General features: G+C 33.9%; 21 protein-coding genes and 1 tRNA gene. 18 read left to right on the top strand and 4 right to left on the bottom strand.

Annotation, left to right across the window (positions count from 1 at the left end; all coding sequences use genetic code 11):
* The first annotated feature begins 33 nt into the window (after positions 1-33).
* The 8 genes from B8955_RS01470 (at position 34) to B8955_RS01435 (ending at position 6,656) form a co-directional block, all read left to right on the top strand.
* On the top strand, positions 34-825 hold the full coding sequence (locus B8955_RS01470) for a TatD family hydrolase (RefSeq protein WP_084097900.1): 792 nt from the start codon (positions 34-36) through the stop codon (positions 823-825).
* Positions 826-832: 7 nt separating this feature from the next.
* Positions 833-1,393 (top strand): ribonuclease M5, encoded by a 561-nt coding sequence (gene rnmV, locus B8955_RS01465; RefSeq protein ID WP_084097899.1) that lies wholly within the window; start codon positions 833-835, stop codon positions 1,391-1,393.
* Between the two features lies 1 nt (position 1,394).
* Positions 1,395-2,294, top strand: a complete 900-nt coding sequence (gene rsmA, locus B8955_RS01460; RefSeq protein ID WP_084097898.1) for a 16S rRNA (adenine(1518)-N(6)/adenine(1519)-N(6))-dimethyltransferase RsmA — start codon at positions 1,395-1,397, stop codon at positions 2,292-2,294.
* 169 nt (positions 2,295-2,463) lie between these two features.
* Positions 2,464-2,697, top strand: coding sequence for a Veg family protein (locus tag B8955_RS01455; RefSeq protein ID WP_084097897.1), 234 nt, complete (start codon positions 2,464-2,466; stop codon positions 2,695-2,697).
* 1,105 nt (positions 2,698-3,802) lie between these two features.
* Complete coding sequence (gene ispE, locus B8955_RS01450; RefSeq protein WP_084097896.1) at positions 3,803-4,681, top strand: 4-(cytidine 5'-diphospho)-2-C-methyl-D-erythritol kinase; 879 nt, start codon at positions 3,803-3,805, stop codon at positions 4,679-4,681.
* Positions 4,668-5,087, top strand: a complete 420-nt coding sequence (locus B8955_RS01445; protein WP_084097895.1) for a GtrA family protein — start codon at positions 4,668-4,670, stop codon at positions 5,085-5,087. Before ispE ends, B8955_RS01445 begins: the two co-directional genes overlap by 14 nt.
* Positions 5,088-5,199: 112 nt before the next feature.
* Entirely contained in the window at positions 5,200-6,351 is a 1,152-nt protein-coding gene (locus tag B8955_RS01440) for a hypothetical protein (RefSeq protein ID WP_084097894.1), read from the top strand.
* Positions 6,352-6,398: 47 nt separating this feature from the next.
* Positions 6,399-6,656, top strand: a complete 258-nt coding sequence (locus B8955_RS01435; protein ID WP_084097893.1) for a hypothetical protein — start codon at positions 6,399-6,401, stop codon at positions 6,654-6,656.
* Between the two features lie 566 nt (positions 6,657-7,222).
* Here the strand turns inward: B8955_RS01435 and B8955_RS01430 are convergent.
* Complete coding sequence (locus B8955_RS01430; RefSeq protein WP_234983495.1) at positions 7,223-8,089, bottom strand: ArgE/DapE family deacylase; 867 nt, start codon at positions 8,087-8,089, stop codon at positions 7,223-7,225.
* Positions 8,090-8,318: 229 nt separating this feature from the next.
* Here B8955_RS01430 and B8955_RS01425 point away from each other — a divergent pair, with 229 nt between their 5' ends.
* From B8955_RS01425 to purR, 3 genes are all read left to right on the top strand, one after another.
* On the top strand, positions 8,319-9,014 hold the full coding sequence (locus B8955_RS01425) for a metal ABC transporter ATP-binding protein (protein WP_084097892.1): 696 nt from the start codon (positions 8,319-8,321) through the stop codon (positions 9,012-9,014).
* A complete protein-coding gene (locus B8955_RS01420) occupies positions 8,972-9,769 on the top strand; it encodes a metal ABC transporter permease (RefSeq protein WP_084097891.1) in 798 nt (265 codons plus the stop codon). The genes B8955_RS01425 and B8955_RS01420 overlap by 43 nt, the downstream gene beginning before the upstream one ends.
* Before the next feature lie 150 nt (positions 9,770-9,919).
* Positions 9,920-10,750: a pur operon repressor gene (gene purR / locus B8955_RS01415; RefSeq protein ID WP_084097890.1), complete on the top strand. Its 831-nt coding sequence runs from the start codon at positions 9,920-9,922 to the stop codon at positions 10,748-10,750.
* A 54-nt stretch (positions 10,751-10,804) separates the two neighbouring features.
* Here the strand turns inward: purR and B8955_RS01410 are convergent, their stop codons facing one another.
* Positions 10,805-11,971 (bottom strand): nucleotide sugar dehydrogenase, encoded by a 1,167-nt coding sequence (locus tag B8955_RS01410; RefSeq protein WP_084097889.1) that lies wholly within the window; start codon positions 11,969-11,971, stop codon positions 10,805-10,807.
* A 123-nt stretch (positions 11,972-12,094) separates the two neighbouring features.
* Positions 12,095-13,204, bottom strand: a complete 1,110-nt coding sequence (locus B8955_RS01405; protein WP_084097888.1) for a glycosyltransferase family 4 protein — start codon at positions 13,202-13,204, stop codon at positions 12,095-12,097.
* A gap of 126 nt (positions 13,205-13,330) precedes the next feature.
* On the opposite strand from B8955_RS01405, the gene B8955_RS01400 reads away from it, so the two are divergent.
* The 7 genes from B8955_RS01400 (at position 13,331) to B8955_RS01370 (ending at position 20,543) form a co-directional block, all read left to right on the top strand.
* Positions 13,331-14,491, top strand: a complete 1,161-nt coding sequence (locus B8955_RS01400) for a glycosyltransferase (RefSeq protein ID WP_084097887.1) — start codon at positions 13,331-13,333, stop codon at positions 14,489-14,491.
* Positions 14,488-15,771, top strand: a complete 1,284-nt coding sequence (locus B8955_RS01395; protein WP_234983494.1) for an O-antigen ligase family protein — start codon at positions 14,488-14,490, stop codon at positions 15,769-15,771. Before B8955_RS01400 ends, B8955_RS01395 begins: the two co-directional genes overlap by 4 nt.
* Entirely contained in the window at positions 15,768-16,847 is a 1,080-nt protein-coding gene (locus B8955_RS01390) for a hypothetical protein (RefSeq protein WP_084097886.1), read from the top strand. Before B8955_RS01395 ends, B8955_RS01390 begins: the two co-directional genes overlap by 4 nt.
* Before the next feature lie 11 nt (positions 16,848-16,858).
* Entirely contained in the window at positions 16,859-17,620 is a 762-nt protein-coding gene (locus B8955_RS01385; RefSeq protein WP_084097885.1) for a glycosyltransferase family 2 protein, read from the top strand.
* 18 nt (positions 17,621-17,638) lie between these two features.
* Positions 17,639-19,075, top strand: a complete 1,437-nt coding sequence (locus B8955_RS01380; RefSeq protein WP_159444409.1) for a hypothetical protein — start codon at positions 17,639-17,641, stop codon at positions 19,073-19,075.
* Between the two features lie 12 nt (positions 19,076-19,087).
* Positions 19,088-19,160, top strand: a tRNA-Arg gene (locus tag B8955_RS01375).
* A 21-nt stretch (positions 19,161-19,181) separates the two neighbouring features.
* The gene (locus B8955_RS01370; protein ID WP_084097883.1) at positions 19,182-20,543 is read left to right on the top strand and encodes an oligosaccharide flippase family protein; all 1,362 of its coding nucleotides are present in this window, start codon (positions 19,182-19,184) and stop codon (positions 20,541-20,543) included.
* A 36-nt stretch (positions 20,544-20,579) separates the two neighbouring features.
* Here B8955_RS01370 and B8955_RS01365 read toward each other — a convergent pair whose 3' ends face one another.
* Positions 20,580-20,882 (bottom strand): hypothetical protein, encoded by a 303-nt coding sequence (locus tag B8955_RS01365; RefSeq protein WP_084097882.1) that lies wholly within the window; start codon positions 20,880-20,882, stop codon positions 20,580-20,582.
* Positions 20,883-20,884: the final 2 nt, after the last annotated feature.

Genomic DNA, 20,884 nt, shown 5'->3' with positions numbered 1-20,884 from the left:
GCCTAATCTTATTTTAGTTAAAGGAGTTTTGGTATGTTGTTTGATACGCATACACACTTAAATGCAAATAAATTTAGAAGAGACCAACAAGAAGTGATTGAACGGGCACGTCTGATGGGGGTCAAAGGTATGGCTATCGTGGGATTTGATTATCCTACGATTAAGGAAGCTCAACGTTTAGGTGAACAAAATGATGATATGGTTAGTATCATCGGCTGGCATCCAACTGATGCGGATACTTTTGATGAAGCAGCTGAGACATATTTGCGCCATGAATTACTCAATCCTTGGGTCGTTGGGCTTGGTGAAACGGGACTAGACTATTATTGGGATTCTAGTTCTAAAGCGAATCAAGAGGATGCATTAAGAAAACAACTAGCCATTGCCCGTGAGTATCAGTTACCGGTTATCATCCATAATCGAGAAGCAACGGCAGACTGCTATCGTATTTTGAAAGATGAGCATGTCGAAGACTTTGGAGGTATTATGCATAGTTTTAGCGAAGGAAAAGATTGGGCGAAAAAATTTCTTGATTTAGGGATGCATATTTCTTTTTCAGGCACAGTAAGCTATGATAAATCCGATGATATTAGAGAAGCTTGTCGTTTCGTTCCGAAAGACCGGTTGCTTATTGAGACAGATGCGCCGTATTTAGCGCCACATCCTAAAAGAGGGTTACGTAATGAAACAGGATTTGTGCGCTATGTTGCAGAAAGTGTTGCTAAAGTGCGCCAAGTGTCACTCAATCAAGTTGAAGAACAAACATTTAAAAACGCTTGTCAATTATTTAAGTTAACAGCAACTGATAATGGTTTTAGAAAATGAGGGAAGTATGGAGAAGGCTAAGATTCAAGAAGTCATTGTTGTCGAAGGACGATCAGATACCCAAAATCTTCAACAATATTTCGATGTTTATACGATTGAAACAAACGGATCAGCTCTAGATAAGCGAACCCTGGCTGAAATTATTAAAGCTGATGAAGAACGTGGTGTGATTGTGTTTACTGATCCTGATATATCAGGTACTAAAATTCGCCAAGAAATTACACGAGTGTTACCGAATGTGAAACATGCATTTTTGAATCGAGATGAAGCTAAGCCGATGCATAAAGGAAGCTTGGGAGTTGAGCATGCTGACTTTTCTGCTTTAAGACGCGCTCTAGAAGATGTGTATTCTACTACTGATAAGGCACAACAAGAAAAGATTCCGATGAGTGCCTTATTACATTTAGGTTTAGTTGGAGCTGGAGAAGCTAAAAAACGTCGTGATTATTTAGCAAGAGAGTTACATTTGGGACATGTGAATGGTAAACAATTAGCGAAAAGATTACAATTATTTGGGATTTCGCTGTCAGAAGTGGCAGCATGTTTAGAAGCAAGAGAGGAGGAATGAGATGACACATAAGTATATTGCGACCCCAACACGTACTAATGAGATATTACAACGATTTAATTTAGCAGCGAAAAAAAGTTTAGGGCAAAATTTTTTAATGGAGCCACAAATTTTAGACCGAATGGTCAATTCTGCAGCGATTGATAAGCAAACCGATGCGATTGAAATTGGACCTGGTATCGGTGCGTTGACTGAATTTTTAGCGATTCATGCGAAACGGGTTTTGGCCTTTGAAATTGATCAACGCTTACTACCAGCTTTGGATTATAGTTTAGCAGACTATGATAATGTGACAATTAAACACCAAGACATTTTAGAAGCAGACTTAAATAGCTTGATTCCTGAAGAGTTACCGGAGTCAGAGCGTTTAGTCGTCGTAGCCAATTTACCGTACTATATTACGACGCCAATTATTTTTCAGTTATTGGAAGCTAAGTTAGACTTTGATGTATTTATTTTAATGATGCAAAAAGAGGTCGCTCAGCGTTTAACCGCAAAACCGGGAACCAAAGCCTATGGTTCGTTATCGGTAGCTATTCAATATTATTGTGATAGTGAGATTGCCTTTAATGTGCCAAAAACAGTTTTCAAACCACAACCGAATGTTGATTCGGCGATTTTAAAATTAACTCGCTTAGCCACTCCGCGTGTAACTGTTCACGATGAAGCGTATTTTTTCCGATTAGTACGAGCTAGTTTCGTTCAACGTCGCAAAACGCTATGGAATAATCTGCGAACAGCTTTCGGTAAAAATCCTGAAACGATTGATCAATTAACCGAAGCACTTAATAGCGCACAAATTGATGCTAAACGCCGTGCTGAGACGCTGACGATTGATGAGTTTGCAAATCTTGCCAATAGTTGTAGTGAACGCTCATTAACCTTCTTAACGAAGAAATGATAATCGTGACTATTATAGCGAGTGAATGGTTTATCCGCGTCATTTACCAATTTTTTATTGGGAATAAGAATCTCGTGAGAATTTGATGAAATTATTGACTTTTGAATACAAAAATGGTATTGCAAAGTTTGTGATTTTGTGATAAAATGTGTTTAGAAGAGGTGAGCGCATGCCAAGTAATTTAGCGGAAATCAAGCGTGCTTTAGATACAAAAATCGGTTCGCGCGTTGAGTTGACTCAACAAGTCGGACGTAAACGTATTATGAAACGGTCTGGTGTTTTAAGTGATACTTTCCCAGCTGTTTTTGTTGTTGAACTTGACCAAGAAGATAATCAATTTGAAAGAATGTGCTACAGTTATACAGATGTGTTGACTGAAGCTGTTGCCATTGAATTTCAATAATATACAAGATGAAAGAAGTTTAATTAAAGATATGACGAATGTCTCGCTGTATTGTTATTACTGTTAACGAATGGGTTGTATAATAAATTATCACTGCTCATTATTAGAGTAAAGAAAGATTTAATTTAACAAGTAAGATAAGAGCGTTTCATGTTTAAAAATCGGCTTCTTGTATCTTGAATGATACTGAAAAATGTAGCAAAAACAGGTGCTTATTTCCTGTTTTTGCTACATTTTTGCTATATAACCATATATACTAATTTAATTTTTTATAGTGATATAAATACAACTTTGAATGTTGGTGAATAAATATACTCTGGCTAAGTAAAAAATTTCTTAACTGAGTATTAGAAATACTTTATAATTTATATAATATTTTTGTGTTTAGGTTATGAATTTATAATAGTCCGCTATTAATCTTTTATTATTTTATCTCCCCACCAAATCCATACAATAAAGCTTATCATTAACACTAATTTTATAAAAAAGTAATTTTTAGGAATGATAAATAGACTGATAAAGAGAGCAATCGTTAAGATGGTGTTTAAGATTCTTAATTTCATTTTACTATCACGTGCGGAATATAATAATTTGAACTATTACCTATCTATTCTAAATCTGTGTAAGTTTTATAGTTATCTCTATGAAGCGTAACATAGTATTAAAAAGTGATAAAATAGTAGATTTAAAATTTTAAGGTCAATAGGCTTTCAGAATTATAAAAAAATAGCAAAATATATTTTTTATAATTCTCTATGAAATCATCATTACTATATCTACCAATTTGGATATCTTATGTATCTACTGGTGTTTGGAGATAATTATGAGAAGTATAGTAAAAATTTCTGCCTCTATAAAGTCATTATCGGAGGTTTTTCTTTTTGAAATTCCTGATCTAACAGGTTTCAATTATGTGTATTGGATTATAGAATTTCTGAATTAGAAAGTTTACTATTTGAACATAAAAAATTTCTTTAAAGTAGATTACTTTTTTAGTTTCTATTTTAGGGTAGCGTTTCAAAAATGCTTTATGACGCTTTTTCTTTGCTATCAAGTAAGGGAATGGTAGAATAAAAATAACTTATGATGACGTGGAGGTGATTGGATGGAAATACAAGAGACAGCTCCTGCAAAAATAAACTTAGCACAGGATATTTTATTTAAGCGGGATGATGACTATCATGAAGTACGGATGGTCATGGCGAGTGTGGATTTATCGGATGTGGTGACTCTAACAGATGTTTCTGGAGAGGAGATTATTGTAGAGACATCGCGCGCGTTTTTACCTGAAGATCGTCGAAATCATGCGTATCAAGCTGCTAAGCTAATGCAAGAACGTTTACCTCAAAAACGAGGGGTTAAAATTTATATTGAAAAACGAATTCCTGTAGCAGCAGGCCTTGGCGGAGGCAGTACAGATGCAGCTGCAGTTATTCGAGGGTTGAATAAATTATGGCATCTAGACTATTCTTGGCAAGAGTTAATTCATATTGCGAATGAAATTGGGTCAGATGTTCCTTACTCATTAAATGCTGGAACGGCATTAGCAGAAGGACGAGGAGAACAAATTACCCAGTTACCGGATATGCCCTACTGTTGGGCAATCTTAGCGAAACCAGGGATTAGTGTTTCAACACGTAAGATTTTTAAACAATTACAAGTCCAGAAACTTAATGTGCCATTAAATGCTGACGACGTCATTGCTGGTATTAAAGCAGGTAACTACAATCAAATCATGGCTGCGACGGGAAATAGTTTAGAAACGGTGACATTTAATGCCCATCCTGAATTAGCCACGTTAAAAGCTAAACTTAAACAATTTGGGGCTGATGGGGTCACAATGAGTGGATCAGGGCCGACGATTATTGGATTTACGAAAAATTATAAAAAAGGCCAACGAATATATAATGCGCTAAAAGGATTTTGTGATGAAGTCTATTTAGTTAGGGTACAAAAGGTGAAATTTATTAATGAAACAAATTAATTATTCTCGGTTAAGAGAGATAATAGCGTATGTTTTTTTTGGAGTATTAACAACTATTGTTAATATTGCAGTATTTTATTTATTGAATACGGTTTTAGGTTGGCATTATCTATGGGCAAATTTATGGGCAATTATTCTATCCATTATATTTGCTTATGTTACAAATAAACTATGGGTATTTCATTCTTCGCGAGAAACCCCGTTGGAGATTCTGCGTGAATTTTTCTCATTTGTTTTAGTGCGTGCACTAAGTGGATTGATGGATATGTTGTTAATGTTACTTTTAATCACTTATTTAGGAGTTCCAGACTTTACTGCTAAGATTATTGTTCAAGTGATTGTAATTATTATAAATTATATTGCAAGTAAATGGTTAGTTTTTAAGCAGAATGAATTAGATTTCTAAACTTTTATAAAAAATAATGGGATATTCTGAAGTAAATAAAATATTTATTTATTTTACTATATGTCCATGATAAACTAATAGTTAAATGAAAAAAGAAAGTTTGGAATAAAATATGAAAATAAAAAAATATAGAGAATATTTATATGGCATATTCTCTACGTTAGCGTTTGCGTTTTTAACAAGTTACTATACTTTAAATTCTTCACCGCAGTATTTGACTCTTCCTAAACATGATTCCAGTATGTTTCAATACTTTGGTATGGCGATGGATCAGGGAAGAGTCATTTATCGTGATATTTTTGATCATAAAGGACCATTTTTATTTTTTATTAATTATATTGCTGAAATTATAGGAAATAATGGACTCTTTATTGTAGAATTTCTTTTTCTTTTTCTTTTTTTATTTTTTGTCTATAAGACGTCTTTGCTAAAACTTAACGTTTTTCTTTCAATTTTACTTTCTGGAGCAATATCATTATTTTTACCTGTGTTATTAGAGGGAGGAAATTTAAGTGAGGAATATGCTTTATTACCGATCTCTATAGCGTTATATCTATTTAGTAAATATTATATACATGGTTTGAAATATTGGGAAATAACTATAATCGGTATAACTTTCGCTTTAACTTTGTTTCTCAGAGTCAACATGATTTCAGTGTGGGCTGGTTTTATACTCATAATACTCATAGAGTACTTAATAAAAAAAGATTTCAAAAGAATATATATAGATGGTTCTTTTTTTGTTTTAGGAGCATTAATTATTATTGTTCCGACGATAATTTATTTAGTAATTAATAATGCATTAGGTGATGCAATTTATCAAAATATTACATATAATTTTACGTATATTGATTCTTTTTCATTGCCATTTAGAGAGTTATTCAGTGAATTGTTTTTGAATCCTGTATTGGTTTCTTTTTTTGTTATATATTCTATTTATATTTATGAATCCGAGGTAAGTTTTTTTGATTTCGGCTTGCATTTAAGCACTATTATTTCCTTATTATCAGTAATCATTTCTAGAAGAGAATATCTTCATTATTTAACAGTGCTTATTCCATTAGTTGCTATATATTTAATAGGAATTTTTTATAGAAGCTCAATATTAGAGGATAAGAAAATTAATAATGTAATTAAAAGTGTATTAGCAACAGGAGTTTTACTATCACCTATAGCTTTATATAATTACAATTATGTTTATCATACCTCTAATTTAACTGATCCAATTAATCAAAATAAGGTCGAAACAGTAAAAAAATTATAGAAAATACTGATAAAGATGATTTAATCTATTCACATAGGTTGTCTGGTTTGTTTTATATTGAATCTAATCGACTAGCAAATACTAAATACTTTAATTTACCTGCTGGCAATATTGATGAAAATAATAAAATAAAAGAAGAATTTTGGTATGACATGAGAAATAAAAAACCGCGTTTAATAGTAACTAGAAGTGATTTTGAGGTTCAAAAAGCAGGAGAATTTCATAATCAGTTTAGAGAGTTTGTCTTAGGTGAATATAGATTGTTGTACCATAATAATGCATATAGAATTTATATTGAAGATTAACTGCCAATTTATTGTTAGATTATAAAAAGTGGACGAGATTTAAAAATGCAAGACAATATATCATCATAAAATAAATATGAGAAAAATCCTATTAGGACTTAAATATTACTCCCTCTAAAGTAGCTACTTAATAAGTGAGCTACTTAGAGGGAGTTTTCTATGTACAATTATTAACTAGTAATTGTAGGATCAGTTATGAAAAATGTTTTGAAGTTTTCTGAATGGTGATACAAAACTTTTTAATATCTGTTATTTATGTAGCAATTAATCTATATTAAATGGACTATTTGAAAAAACTAACTAAGATATTGTTTTATGGCTTCTTTATATAAGTCAATAAAATGTAAATAGTCAGAAATATTGACGTATTCATCAGTTTGATGAGGGAGATGAGCTACTCCTGGTCCATAAATAACTAAATCGAAGTTGTGAGGGATTTGCGAGAAAGGCTCTGAATCGGTAACCGGAGAAATGCCTCCTGGAGTGATGTTGTCGGTAGTTAAATGGTCAAAAATCTGTACCAGTTTGGAGTCGCGAGCTTTGGCGACAGAATGATCGTTTACTTCTCAAGTAATTGATAACGATGTCTGTTCATCTTTATTAAACGTTTCAATAATAGAAGCCAAGCTTTGTTTAATTTTATCATTGGGAAATTCTGGAATAGTACGAATGTTGCCTTGCACGGTGGTTTTAGCAGGAATAGAATTTACTTGTTCACCACCAGTGATAACCGTAATACTAGCCGCGGTTCGTCCTAAATCAGGATTTTCGTATTTATTGGTAATGTCTTCCATGACATGGTTAAAGGATTGGATAAATTTTGCCATATGAGTAATTGAATTGATTCCTTCTTCAGGCATTGATGAGTGAGCGGATTTTCCCTTAGCAGTGACTGTAAAATTCATTGATCCTTTGTGAGTATAAGCAATCGTATTACCAGTTGGTTCACCAATAAGTAAACCATCAATGTCATCGGCGTATCCTTCGTTAACGAGTTGCTTAGATCCTACGCGTCCTATTTCTTCTCCTACTGTACCTAGAAAACGAACAACCCCATTAAGAGTAGCTTCTTCTTCTTTTAGTTCACACATTGCGACAACTAGAGCAGCTAGGCCAGCTTTCATGTCGGTTGTTCCACGACCGTATAATTTATCGCCAACAATTTCTCCTGAAAAAGGTGGATAAGTCCATTCGTTATCATCACCAGGTGCGACGACATCCATATGCCCACTTACTGCTAAAACTTTATCTCCTTTGGTTCCCATTTCGGCGATGAGATTATGACGTCCTTCACTATATTTAACTTGTTTATTATAAATGTGATAATCAGCAAAGATTTTGGCCAAATAATCAGCAACTTGAGCCTCATTAGAATTAATCGATTCTATTTGAGTAACTGTTTGTAAAATACGAATCTTATCTTCCTTATTCATTGAAAAAACTCCTCTCGAAAAGAATTAGAATAAAGCTAACTTATTGTAAGTAGTCAAATAAGAAATAGCAAGAGATACGTGTTTAATTTTCTATAAAACAGATGTATAAACGGAAACAGTTGCAGTTATGAAAGGAGTATGCTAAATTTATTTAGTAGTCGTAGTCATTACGATTAACGTTAATAAAATCGTAATGAATCAGAGAATAAAAAAAGAAAGGAGTACCGGGATGCACTATATTACAGTCGATAAACTAGGCTTTGCTTGGGATAATGAGCCCGTACTCGATGACATTAGCTTTACTGTTGATCAAGGGGAGTTTGTCATTTTAACTGGAGAAAATGGGGCTGCTAAAACAACCTTATTACGTAATATCTTAGGATTGCTTGATCCAGATCAAGGATCTGCCGTTATTAGTGATAAGAATGCGGCTGGAGAAAAAATGCAAATTGGTTATGTGCCGCAAACATTAACGAGCTTTAATGCTGGTTTTCCAAGTACTGTTTATGAATTTGTGAAGTCAGGTCGTTATCAACAACATCGCTGGTTTAAAAAATTAGATGATATGGATTATGAACATGTGAAACGTGCTTTAAATTCAGTTGGTATGTGGGAGCAGCGTCATCATAAAATTGGCGAGTTATCTGGCGGACAGAAGCAACGAGTCGGTATTGCTCGTATTTTTGCTACTGATCCAGATTTATTTATCCTTGATGAACCGACTTCAGGAATGGATAAAAATTCACGTGCAGCTTTTTATCAATTGTTGAAGCATAACACGCGTCATCACGGGAAAGCCATATTAATGGTGACTCATGATGATAATCAGCTAGAAGGGTATTTTGACAAACAAATTCACTTAGTACGGAAGGAGGATTCGCCATGGCGATGTTTCAGTATGAGTTCATGCAACGGGCATTCATAGCTGGGGGTGCCATCGCAGTATTAGCTCCCATTCTAGGTATATTTCTTATTTTGCGTAAGCAATCTTTGATGGCGGATACGTTAGCTCATATTTCATTAGCTGGTGTCGCATTTGGTTATTTAATTAGCTTAGATCCGACGTTATCAACAATCTTATTTGTGGCGATTGCCGCTGTATTATTAGAATATTTACGGAAAGTTTATTCTGATTATTCCGATATTTCTGTTGCGATGTTGATGTCTGGAGGAATGGCTCTAGCATTGTTACTTTTAACTAAAGTGAATAGTTCAACGGGAATTGAATCCTATTTATTTGGATCGATTGTGACTATCTCGTCATTGCAACTGTGGGTATTAGTCATATTAGCAGTGGGATTAGTTTTAACCTATATAATTTTCAAAAAACCTTTGTATGTGCTCTCATTTGATGAGGATACAGCTTACACAGCAGGATTACCGACACAAATGATGTCGGTTATTTTCTCTGTGATTACAGGGGTAGCGATTTCTGTTATTATGCCAATTGCTGGATCATTATTGGTTTCTGCTATTATGATTATGCCATCTGCGATAGCGATGCGTTTAATGAAAAATTTCGATGGTGTGATTATTGTTGCTACGATTGTAGGCCTTATTGGTATGTGGGGTGGACTAGTCACTAGTTATTTCTTTGACACGCCACCAGGAGCAACGATTACGGCTATCTTTATTGTTATTTTTATTCTTGAAAGTATCGTATTAAAAATAGTGAAATAAAGAAACACTCTAAAGTTTATAAAAGCGGATGTTAAATAAACTTTAGGGTGTTTTTATTGCCTAAATACGAATTATTTTTGTGCATAAGGTTTATTAATTTAGGAAATTACGCTATAATTTAATCACTATCGAACAAGGAGCCTTTAAAATATGAAATATAAACGTAGTCAGCGTCTCATTGACATGACGCAATACTTAATTAATCATCCATATAAACTGACACCATTAACCGATTTCGTTGAACGTTATCAATCAGCGAAGTCATCGATTTCAGAAGATTTAGGAATCATTAAAAGTCAATTCCTTCAATCTGATTTAGGATTAATTGAAACCGTAGCGGGAGTATCCGGTGGCGTTCGTTTTATTCCGAAAATGTCTAAACAAGTCGCTTATAATCATATTCAAAACTTATGTGATTATTTAAAAAACCCCGAGCGTATGCTTCCAGGGGGCTATTTTTATTTAACGGATATTATCGGGAATCCAACGTATTTACGTTTGATTGGACAAGTGATTGCGACGCGCTTTGCTGATCAAGAAGTAGATGCTATTATGACCGTGGCGACTAAAGGGGTTCCGCTTGCTCAGATGGCTGCTCTATATCTCAATGTGCCGTTTGTTATGGTACGGCGAGATTCTAAAGTGACAGAAGGGTCAACGGTATCTATTAATTATGCCACTAAAGGGAATCCGCGAGTCGAAAAAATGGAATTAACAAAAAGTTCATTAGCCGAACATTCTAAAGTGTTATTGATTGATGACTTTATGAATGGCGGTGGAACGATTTCAGGAATGCTAGCGATGCTAAAAGAATTTAATAGTGAATGCGTCGGTGTAAGTGTTCTATGTGAAGTCCATCAGGAAAATCATGAAATGGATTTTCCAATTGATTCATTGATGCGTCTCGAAAAAAGCGCAGATAATACTGAAATTGTTGAGTTAGCACCAGGAAGTATTTTAGCGCATATGTCAGATGATTAATATAAAATAAAAAGGGAGCACTGAAAAAATCAGTGCTCCTTTTTGGTTTATTCATTAGTTATTCCGGTATAAATCACGAGTATATACTTTATCTTTTACGGATAATAAATCGTCTTCTAGGCGATTAGCTAGAATAATATCACTATTTTCTGTGAACGTATTAAAGTCGTGTTCGACTTGGAATCCTTCAATACTATCATCTTTTAATGTTGGTTCGTAAACTAATACATTGACACCTTCACCACGTAAAATTTTCATGATGTCAATAACAGCCGATTGACGGAAGTTATCTGATCCAGATTTCATAGTAATTCGATAAATTCCAACCGTTTCAGGGTGATCTTCCATAATTTTATTTGCAATATAATTTTTACGTGTTGCATTTGATTTAACTACAGCACGAATCAAATTATTGGGAACATCTTTATAGTTAGCAGCTAATTGTTTGGTATCTTTCGGTAAGCAGTAACCACCATAACCAAAAGATGGGTTATTGTAGTGATTACCGATTCGTGGATCAAGTCCCACACCGTCGATAATTGATTTCGTATCTAAACCTTTTGATTCAGCAAAAGTATCAAGTTCATTGAAATATGATACGCGAACAGCTAAATAAGTATTCGCAAATAATTTAGTGGCTTCGGCTTCTGTAGAATCCATTAATAATACGGGTGGATTTTCATCTAAAGCCCCTTCAACCATTAAATTAGCAAATGTTTGAGCGGCTTCATTTTTTGCACCGACAATAATCCGACTTGGATGTAAATTATCGTATAATGCATGCCCTTCTCGTAAGAATTCTGGTGAGAAGATGATATTATCAGCATCATATTTCGCTTGCATCTCTTCTGTAAAGCCGACAGGAATGGTTGATTTGATAATAATTGTCGCATTTGGTGCATATTTTAGTGCATCTTCGATAACATCTTCAACAGATGAGGTATCAAAATAATTAGTTTTTTCATCATAGTTAGTTGGCGTCGCAATGATTACAAATTCAACGCCATCATAAGTTTTTTCTTTATCAGTTGTCGCTACTAATTCCAAGTTTTTATTTGCTAAGTAGTCAGAAATTTCTTTGTCAACGATAGGAGATTTCTTATCATTAATCATGTCTACTTTTTCAGCGATAATTTCATTTAGAACGACATTATGATGTTGGGCAAGTAAAATAGCGTTAGATAGACCAACGTATCCTGCACCTAAAACTGCAATTTTCATTTCTCTAACTCCTTTAAAAATATATTCTTGATGATTAATAGTATCATACCATATAATCATTAAGAATTAGTGAAAGCTCACGAAATTCATCTTAAGATTTGTTAAAAATTGAGCAAAGTTTGATTAGTTAACGATAGTATCATAAATGGCAAGATATTTTTTAACGATATCATCCCATTGGAAAAGTTGGCTCTTAACAATAGCTGTTTCACTAATATGAGAGTAATCCGTTAGAATATGTTGAATACCAGAAATGAAAGCAGCAGTGTCATTTCTTGGAATACCAATGCCCACAGTATAGTCAGGGAAGAAACTATCGAATCCTTCATTTTGAGTATAAACAACTGGCAATCCTTGACTCATGGCTTCAACATAAACTAAACCGAACGTCTCAGGGTAGGAAAGTAAAGTAAAAATATCTGCTTGACGATATAAATCAACGAGTTCTTCTTTATTTTTAGCTCCTAAATAAGTTGTATGAGGATAGCTTTTTAAGTTTTCTTCAATACTATCTTCCCAATTTGGTCCGACAATTTCTAATTTGGCTGGAATGGTCTGATTCAATTGTTCAACATTTTGGGCTAATGTTTCTAATCGTTTGGCTTTAATCAATTTACCTGTTGCAATTAAACGTAATGGACGATGCGGTTCACGATGTGGTTGGTCTACCCGATGCTCATGCCAGAAGTTATCAATTCCATTGGCGATAACCTCTGTTTTTGCTTTTAATGTCTTTTGCATACGAGGTGGAATATATTTTTGGAACGTTTCATTATATGAATTTTGTGAAATAAAGATAACTTTCTCTGCATGACGTAAAATGTTCATTCCAATTGGCCATAACCATTTGGCTTTTTTGAAGAATGTTTCAATATCGGCACTACGAACGGCTACCATATAAGGAATACCATACATTTTATGCAGACGATAAGCTAACCAACCATTCGAAAATAACGAGTGGGCGTGGATTAAGTCGTACTCAGAAAAATTAAATTGTTTTTTGAGATGATGAAAAATTTTATGATGTTTATAATGAAAGAACAAACGGTCATTTTGATGATGAGTTCGCGCCATCGTTGTATAGTTTCCACTAGCAGCAATCCGGTCACTAGGGTATTCGTGCGCAATTGGAACATAGACATCGATATCTATATCGTGATCAATTTGGCGATCAAATAATTGTTTAAAAATTGGTGATGTCGAAAAATAAGAACAAATATGTAAAACTTTCATGAAGCTTCCTTCTTCCTCTAGAGTTGAGTCCTTATGACTTAAGACTTTCTTAGGTACTCATATTGTACCTTGTATGCTATAATATTGGATGAAATTTTTCAATATAAAATGGTTAGGGGTTAGATTATGAGTACCTTAAATAAACCACTTCAAATATTACATATTATGAGTGGATTTGGTGGTGGGATTTCTTCGTTTATTATGAACAAAGCGAAAGAAATGCCACGTTTTAATGTTCAATTTGATATTTTAACATTTGATGAGTGTAATGACGAATTTACCTCAGCAATAGAGCAAACAGGGGGCCATATTTATTCGATGTCTAATCCGAAAAAATATGGCTGGGAAACATTCCAACAAGAAGTGAAGTTTGCTATGCAATCAGAGGCATATGAAATCGTTCATTGCCATATTCAAGGGTATCGGATGATGCCTTTTTATCGTTTAGCGAAAAAATATACTGATGCAAAATTCTATGTTCATGCTCATTATATAAAAGAAGGTGGGATGCATCATTTTGTTAAAACGCAGCAAAAAATGAATCAAAAAATAAATACCTATGCGTCGACTAAACCTATCGGATGTGGTCGGGAAGCGATTCAAGCAATATTTGGCAAAGGAACAACTGGTAAAATTTTACCCAATAGTATCGATGAGACGCTCTATAATTGGTCCAATCAAGAAGCTCAAGCAATATCCCAAAAAATAAAAGCAGATTACAATATTCAACCTGGAGATTTGGTTATCGGACATATCGGTCGTCTTAATATCATCAAAAATCATCAGAAAACATTGCATGTGTTAGCAGAGTTGAAACGCTTAAATGCAGCGTTTAAGTGTTTGATAATTGGTTCCGGTCCTTTAGAAGAGGAATTAAAGAATAAAGTGGCTGAATTAGATTTAGAAGATAATGTCATTTTTACTGGACGAGTAGCGCCTATTGTCTCTATATTACCGGTGTTAGACATTGCCATATTACCATCATTAGCAGAAGGGTTACCGACTACAGTCGTTGAAACACAAGCAGCAGGTATTCCTATTTTAATGGCAGATACTATTACAACTGAAGTTGATTTTGGAATGGGGTTGGTCGAGGCCTTGTCATTAGATGAAGAGAATGATATTTGGGCTAAAGCCTTATTGTCACTATCTCAAAAGACGATTCCAAAGCAACAAGAAAGGTTAGCGATTCTTGAAAAGGTTGGTTACACTAACACTGCGGCTGGGGAAATATATGTTGATTTCTTCACTAAAGAATTGGGCATACCGGGAGTCGCTCGACAATGAGAAACGTGTTATTGTTACTGGTTATGTCAGTTTTTTTGGGGACTGAATTTTTGGCTATACCGACTCCCGCTTTTCAGTTGAGTTTGTATCGTGTGATGGTTCTTGCAATGATTCCTATCTTAGCGTACCTTTTAAGACAGGGGAATTCGCCTGTAATTTTCAATCGACATAAATATGCTCATGTCATTATTGGTGTGTTTATCTTTTGGTTATTTTGGGGAGCTATCTCTATTTTATGGGCGATTGATTTGATTTCCTGGATACGTGGGCTTTTCTTGCTAACTGTTGGAATTTTGGCTATTATCGCCATTTTTATGGGAACACGTACGATGGATGATTGGCAAATTTTAGTTAAAGGTGTCTGGGTAATGATGACACTGCTCTTACTTTTAGGATTTAGTGAGTTGTTGACGAATCATTACTTATTTGCAGATGTTGGGAAATTAGATAGGTACGGAACATTTGCTAGCCAACCGTTAACACGAATGCCGGTTACGATTTTTGAAAATCAAAATGATTATGCCACTATGTTACTAGCCTATTTGGCAGTTAATTCTATTCTGTATACGCGTACCCGTCATGTTCTCTTTAAAGGAATTGTTATACTAGCGAGCTTAGGAGCAGGATTCCAAATCTATATGACGGATTCAAGGCTCTCATTATTGATGCTAGTTGTATTTTTTGCCTTAATATTTGTTTTGCGTTTTAAAATTGATTTACGTAAACCCCATATCTATACCCTGATAGGATTAGGGGTCCTTGGCATCTGCGCATTAGCTATTATTCAACCGGGCTTTTTAGGAAAATTTGATCAATTATTAATCATCGATAAAACAGAGCGTATCTCCGGTGACATTGCACGCGTCAATATGATTCGTTTAGGTTTAGGATTTAGTGCCCAAACATTTGGGATTGGAATTGGTGCTGGCCAGTCACAATATTGGTTGGAAAATTTTGCCCAGTTACCTCTGAACTATGTCTTCAACTTACATAATTGGTGGTTAGAAGTGTTAGTTAATTATGGTATATTTGTTTTTATTGCGTATATTTCAGCTTATATTATGAGTATTTATCGCTTATTTCAATTGCGAAAAGTTGAAGATAAGCAATTTCTAGGGACAACAAATGCGTTAATCGCATTTATGCTTATATTTATTGCTGCTAGTTTAACGAGCGCAAATAATATGCTAATTGAATGGCATTGGGTATTTTTTGGCTTAATATTTGCTTATATTAATATTATGGAAGATCGGTTTATTTTAAAAGGAGACAAAGCATGAGTTTGGTCACATTAATTGCAGAATTATGGCGATTTATTAAAGATAATATTTGGAAAATATTAATTGGTGCTTTAGCTATGGCTTTAGTGACCATTGGCATTCGTTTTTTATTAAATCAACGTGTTGAAGATGTCTATTTTAAAACAAATGAAGAAATCACGAAGGAAAAAGTTCAAGAAAGCTATGATTTATTATCAGAAGTTTATGAGCAAGAACCTGCCGAATTTTCGTTTATTGCTATGAGTGAAAAAGATAGTGATTTACTGGACAATTCATTTGTTATTGATGAATATTTAACAAGAGATGATATTGTTAAAGAAGTAGAAGATAAAACAGGTGTTGAAATCTCAGATACTTTAGATGCAGAAGAAAATATTGGTTTCGAAAAAACATCAGATTTCAGAGGTGGAGTAGCGGCTCTCCGTAATACATCAACTGATGAAATTACGTTACGTGTTATGGTTGGAAAAACAGCCGAAGATAATTTAAAGGTAGCTAAAGCTTATTTAGAAATTTTAGAAAATAATGATGTGCCTTTCTTGGAAACCTTCCAATTAACGCCGTTAACAGAAGTGGAGATTGGCGAAAACCTTCCTGAAGATTCATTAGATAAAGTACCAACACAAGCGACGTTAGGAACGTTCCAATTAGCTCCTAGTTTATCAAGTTACGTGATGTACGGTGTGCTAGGTTTTATTCTTGGTACGTTTATTGTCATTGCGATTTTATTTGTTATTCATCTATTTAGCTCAAAAATTACTTACGCGTTTGATTATGCTTGGGATTTTGAGGATTATCATTACTTATTAAATCGTAAAAAAGAATCAACAGCAGAAATTGCTGAGATTGCTAACTATCCACAAGAACTTAACCGTGTCTTATTGAGTGAAGAAGCCTTTAATAGTGATGATGCGAAATTATCAATTAAAGAATCCACATTGGCTGAAGTTAGTGAACATCCAGATGAGGTCACATTATTTATTCAATCAGGGCAAACATCTAAAAAATGGTTTAAAAAACAACATCAACTTGCTAAACTTTATCATTTAACAGTTAAAATTATTCATATCTATTAAGGAGCGATAGTATGACAGAGCAGCAACCAGTTGTTTCAATAATTACCCCTGTATATAATGCGGAAAAATTGATTGTTGAAACAATGCAATCAGTATTGGAACAGACATATACTAATTGGGAACATTTATTGATTGATGATTGTTCTTCAGATAATAGTGCTGAAGTGATTAAAGATTTCTCAAAAAATGACCCACGAATTAAATTAATCTCGTTAAGTGAAAATAGGGGAGCAGCAGTCGCTCGAAATGTGGGATTAGATAAAGCAAATGGTGACTACATTGCTTTTATCGATAGTGATGATGTTTGGGCAATCACTAAATTAGCCAAACAAGTAGAATTCATGCAAACTGCACAATTAGCCTTTTCATATACTGACTTTGCGTTTATTAATCTTTCTGGAGAATTGATAAAACCAAGTGCCAATATTCCATTGTCACTTGATTATCATGGGTTATTAAAAAATACGGCTATTGCTTGTTCAACGGTGATGATTGATCGTAAACAAATAGGAAATTTCCATATGCCTTTAGTTCGAAAAGGACAAGATACCGCCACATGGTTAATGCTAATGCGGAAGTATCAGATTAAAGCTTATGGATTAAAAGAAGTGTTGAATTTTTATCGCCAAGTGCCAGGATCCATTTCAAGCAATCGGTTGGGGGCGTTAAAACGCACTTGGCATACTTATCATCAAATTGAAGAGTTACCATTATGGGAAGCTAGTTATTATTTTACGCAATATGTTTTCCATGCAATCAAACGACGGCTATAAATAATATGAGGAGTTGGAATGATGGACACGACGTATATTCTGAGTAGAAGAGAAGGGAGCGGCTTTCGTCATCAAGTAAACATCGGTAATTGTTATTTTCAAACGAATCAATCCTGTTACTCTGATGATAAACAAGATGGGCGTGAAATTATTCTATTTGGGGAGTATTTAGATTTTAGACAACCTAGTCAATCATTAGAAAATCTTGTTAGAAATTTAGCGAAACAAGAAACTTTTGATAAGCTGTTATCTGAATTACAATATTTAGTTGGACGTTATCTTGTCATCAGTTATACATCGGATGAAGGGATACGGCTTATTGGTGATGCAACGGGGACAATCCCTATTTATTATAGTATTGTTAAAAATCAACCCATGGCTGCCTCAAGTGCTTCTGAATTGGGAAAAAGATTAAATTTACCTATTTCAAATATTGCCCAAAAAGTGCGGGAACAAGCGATGGAACAACAGCAACCAATGCCGTATGATATGACGATGTATGACAAAGTGAAAGTTGTTATTCCTAATCATTATTTAGATTGGGATAAGCAAGGGAGTATCCGTTACTTTCCTTCTCAAGATTTACCGAAGCGTCAACTTTCAGAAGTGGTCGATGAAACCATTACGATTGTTAACCGAGTGATTGATCAAATGGAAGAGCAATATGACTTAGCCTTAGCGTTAACTTCAGGATTGGATAGCCGGCTAGTGTTATCGTTCTTCAAAAATCGAGAAAATGTTGCTTTGTACACGTATATTCATGAAAGTTTTACTGATGAAACACCTGATGTCTATGTTCCACAAATGGTAAGTGAAAAATATGATATGCCATACTATAAATTGCCAAGAAAACATTTGCCTGCTGAAGAATTGAAAAAAATTGAAGCAATATTGCCTGGACAAGTGAATCAACGTATTTTAGAAAATGCCTACACATTTAAGCATAGCGAACTAAAAAATCGGGCATTTATTACTGGGGATATTATTCCTTTAGCTAAAAGTAACTTTGGTCAAAATTTACCTGAAAAATTGGCAACGCCTCAATATTTTGTAACTAAAAGTCATAATTATTCGGTAGAAAGTAAACAAGCGATTAAATCTTGGGTTCGCGATGCCAAAGCAACGTCTCAAAATAATCTGTCACTATTTGACCTGTTTTTCTGGGAAAATCGATGGGGACGTTGGTTTACGAACAATGCTGTGAATTATGACTATTATACCCATCCATTGTATATTTTTAATTCTCGCTATTTAATTGAACTATGGTTGAGTATTCCAAGATCTGTTCGTGTGAAGAAAGCAATCCACAAGCAGATTATTGATAAAAATTGGCCGGAATTATTAGATATTCCGATTAATCCAAATGAAGGAAGACTTAGTCAGCTTTCAGATAATCAATGGGTGTATTATTTTGGTAGTTTCGCCAAGCATTATATTAATAAATATCGTAAGTAAAAAATATATTATGGCCCCATAGCTCAGTGGATAGAGCACTCGTTTCCTAAACGAGGTGTCGGAAGTTCGAGTCTTCTTGGGGTCGTTTGTATGATAAGGGGAAGTTATGAAATTACTAAAGAATATCATTAGTGTTGCAATGTCGAATATTGTAAACTTTGGGACCAGTTTTATTATTGGTTTCATTCTACCCACAATATTAACGGTAGGGGATTATGGAAACTATCGAACGTATACATTATATTTAAGTATCGTTTACTTATTTCATTTTGGTTTTTCTGATGGCATTTATATTAAATATGGTGGATTAGAAGAATCAGATCTCGACCATCAAGAGGTTCATAGTGAGCATACGTTTAGCTTAATCTTTCAACTACTGGTTTTCGCTGTTATGTTAATTATCAGTTTGATTAGACAAGATATTATTTTAGTTTTATTTTCAATTGTCACTTTCTTTATGACAATGAATACTTATCACCAAAACTTTTTACAAGCTATTGGTCAATTTAAAACATATTCATTTGGTAGTATTACTAAATCAGTTGTCTATGTGTTATTTTTATTATTTGCGGTTTTTATTCTGAAATCTGACAATTATGTATTATATATTGCACTTAACGTTCTTAGTGCAGTTGTTCTATTTTTCTTCTTTGAATATCATTTTTATAAAGAGGAAGGTTTCCACTTTAACTTTGATTTAGCTGGTAAAGCATCTCTTTTCCGAGTGGGCTTTCTCATTTTAATTGCGAACATGTCATTGAATTTTGTTGGTTTAATTGGTAACTGGGTCGTTAAATTTGGCTTTGAAAATGAAGTCTTTGCTCAGTATTCGTTCCAAAATTCAATATTAAATGTGATTTTGTTGGTCGTTAATGCGGTCGGAATGGTCTTTTATAATTTACTATCTAAAAATCAAAATAAAAAAATGATTGCAATGATTAAAAAAATGAGTATGCTAATCGGAATTGCTAGTGGTTTAGCTTTCTTTATTTTTAAAATTATTATTATTTTCTTTATTAATAAATACACGCCGGCCATCGAATTATTATCCATTACTTTTATCGCCATTCCATATATCATTATTTCTAAAATTTTAGTGGCTAATTTATATAAAACACAACGAAGTGAGAAAGAATATATTCGTGATAGTATTGCTTATGCTGGATTATCTCTAGCGTTTGTAAGTGGGGTATCCTTCTTAACGAAATCAGTTCCTGCAATTGCTTGGGCAACAACGGTTTGCTACTTAATGTGGTATTTATATGCTTCTCATAAACAATTTACATTTATGAGATCAAATGCTAAAGAATTTATTTTAATTGGTAGTCATATGTTAGTATTTTATATTTGTGCTAATTGGTTATCGACTAGTATCGGATTGCTTGTTTACCTCGTTTACATTGTGGCTATTTTATTTGCATTGAGAAAAGAGTTAGTCCATATTATTCAACAATTAAAAGTTTCATAATGAAAAAACTCCAACCAAAATTGGTTGGAGTTTTTGTTATGATTCTTCTAATTCATCGACCCGTTTTTCGAGACGATCAATTTTCTTTTCCAGTTGTTCAATTTTTTCACCATTGATTTCTGGATATTCTTCAGGATTATCATTATTAGGACTTAGCGTTAAGGCAACCCATACGAGGATGAAAATACCAATCATAGCTAAGATAATGTAAATCCAATTAAGTTTGGGAGAACCTTTATCTAAGGTTTCTAAAGTTTCTTCCACATTTAAATTTTCTAAGTTTTTAATCCGCTGATTAAGTTCTTCAATTGTTGGTCTTTTTTGAGATCGATTATTCATGT

It is taken from the genome of Aerococcus suis (assembly GCF_900176325.1).
GTDB classification, from domain to species: Bacteria; Bacillota; Bacilli; order Lactobacillales; family Aerococcaceae; genus Aerococcus; species Aerococcus suis.
This window is presented reverse-complemented; position numbering and strand designations above follow the sequence as displayed.

Coding starts and splice junctions, on each gene's coding strand:
- B8955_RS01390 (WP_084097886.1), top strand. CDS start 15,768: ATGAGTTTGGTCACATTAATTGCAGAATTATGGCGATTTATTAAAGAT.
- B8955_RS01405 (WP_084097888.1), bottom strand. CDS start 13,204: ATGAAAGTTTTACATATTTGTTCTTATTTTTCGACATCACCAATTTTT.
- B8955_RS01440 (WP_084097894.1), top strand. CDS start 5,200: ATGAAAATAAAAAAATATAGAGAATATTTATATGGCATATTCTCTACG.
- B8955_RS01410 (WP_084097889.1), bottom strand. CDS start 11,971: ATGAAAATTGCAGTTTTAGGTGCAGGATACGTTGGTCTATCTAACGCT.
- B8955_RS01365 (WP_084097882.1), bottom strand. CDS start 20,882: ATGAATAATCGATCTCAAAAAAGACCAACAATTGAAGAACTTAATCAG.
- purR (WP_084097890.1), top strand. CDS start 9,920: ATGAAATATAAACGTAGTCAGCGTCTCATTGACATGACGCAATACTTA.
- B8955_RS01400 (WP_084097887.1), top strand. CDS start 13,331: ATGAGTACCTTAAATAAACCACTTCAAATATTACATATTATGAGTGGA.
- B8955_RS01370 (WP_084097883.1), top strand. CDS start 19,182: ATGAAATTACTAAAGAATATCATTAGTGTTGCAATGTCGAATATTGTA.
- B8955_RS01420 (WP_084097891.1), top strand. CDS start 8,972: ATGGCGATGTTTCAGTATGAGTTCATGCAACGGGCATTCATAGCTGGG.
- rsmA (WP_084097898.1), top strand. CDS start 1,395: ATGACACATAAGTATATTGCGACCCCAACACGTACTAATGAGATATTA.
- ispE (WP_084097896.1), top strand. CDS start 3,803: ATGGAAATACAAGAGACAGCTCCTGCAAAAATAAACTTAGCACAGGAT.
- B8955_RS01470 (WP_084097900.1), top strand. CDS start 34: ATGTTGTTTGATACGCATACACACTTAAATGCAAATAAATTTAGAAGA.
- B8955_RS01395 (WP_234983494.1), top strand. CDS start 14,488: ATGAGAAACGTGTTATTGTTACTGGTTATGTCAGTTTTTTTGGGGACT.
- B8955_RS01445 (WP_084097895.1), top strand. CDS start 4,668: ATGAAACAAATTAATTATTCTCGGTTAAGAGAGATAATAGCGTATGTT.
- B8955_RS01430 (WP_234983495.1), bottom strand. CDS start 8,089: ATGAATAAGGAAGATAAGATTCGTATTTTACAAACAGTTACTCAAATA.
- B8955_RS01380 (WP_159444409.1), top strand. CDS start 17,639: ATGATGGACACGACGTATATTCTGAGTAGAAGAGAAGGGAGCGGCTTT.
- rnmV (WP_084097899.1), top strand. CDS start 833: ATGGAGAAGGCTAAGATTCAAGAAGTCATTGTTGTCGAAGGACGATCA.
- B8955_RS01455 (WP_084097897.1), top strand. CDS start 2,464: ATGCCAAGTAATTTAGCGGAAATCAAGCGTGCTTTAGATACAAAAATC.
- B8955_RS01425 (WP_084097892.1), top strand. CDS start 8,319: ATGCACTATATTACAGTCGATAAACTAGGCTTTGCTTGGGATAATGAG.
- B8955_RS01385 (WP_084097885.1), top strand. CDS start 16,859: ATGACAGAGCAGCAACCAGTTGTTTCAATAATTACCCCTGTATATAAT.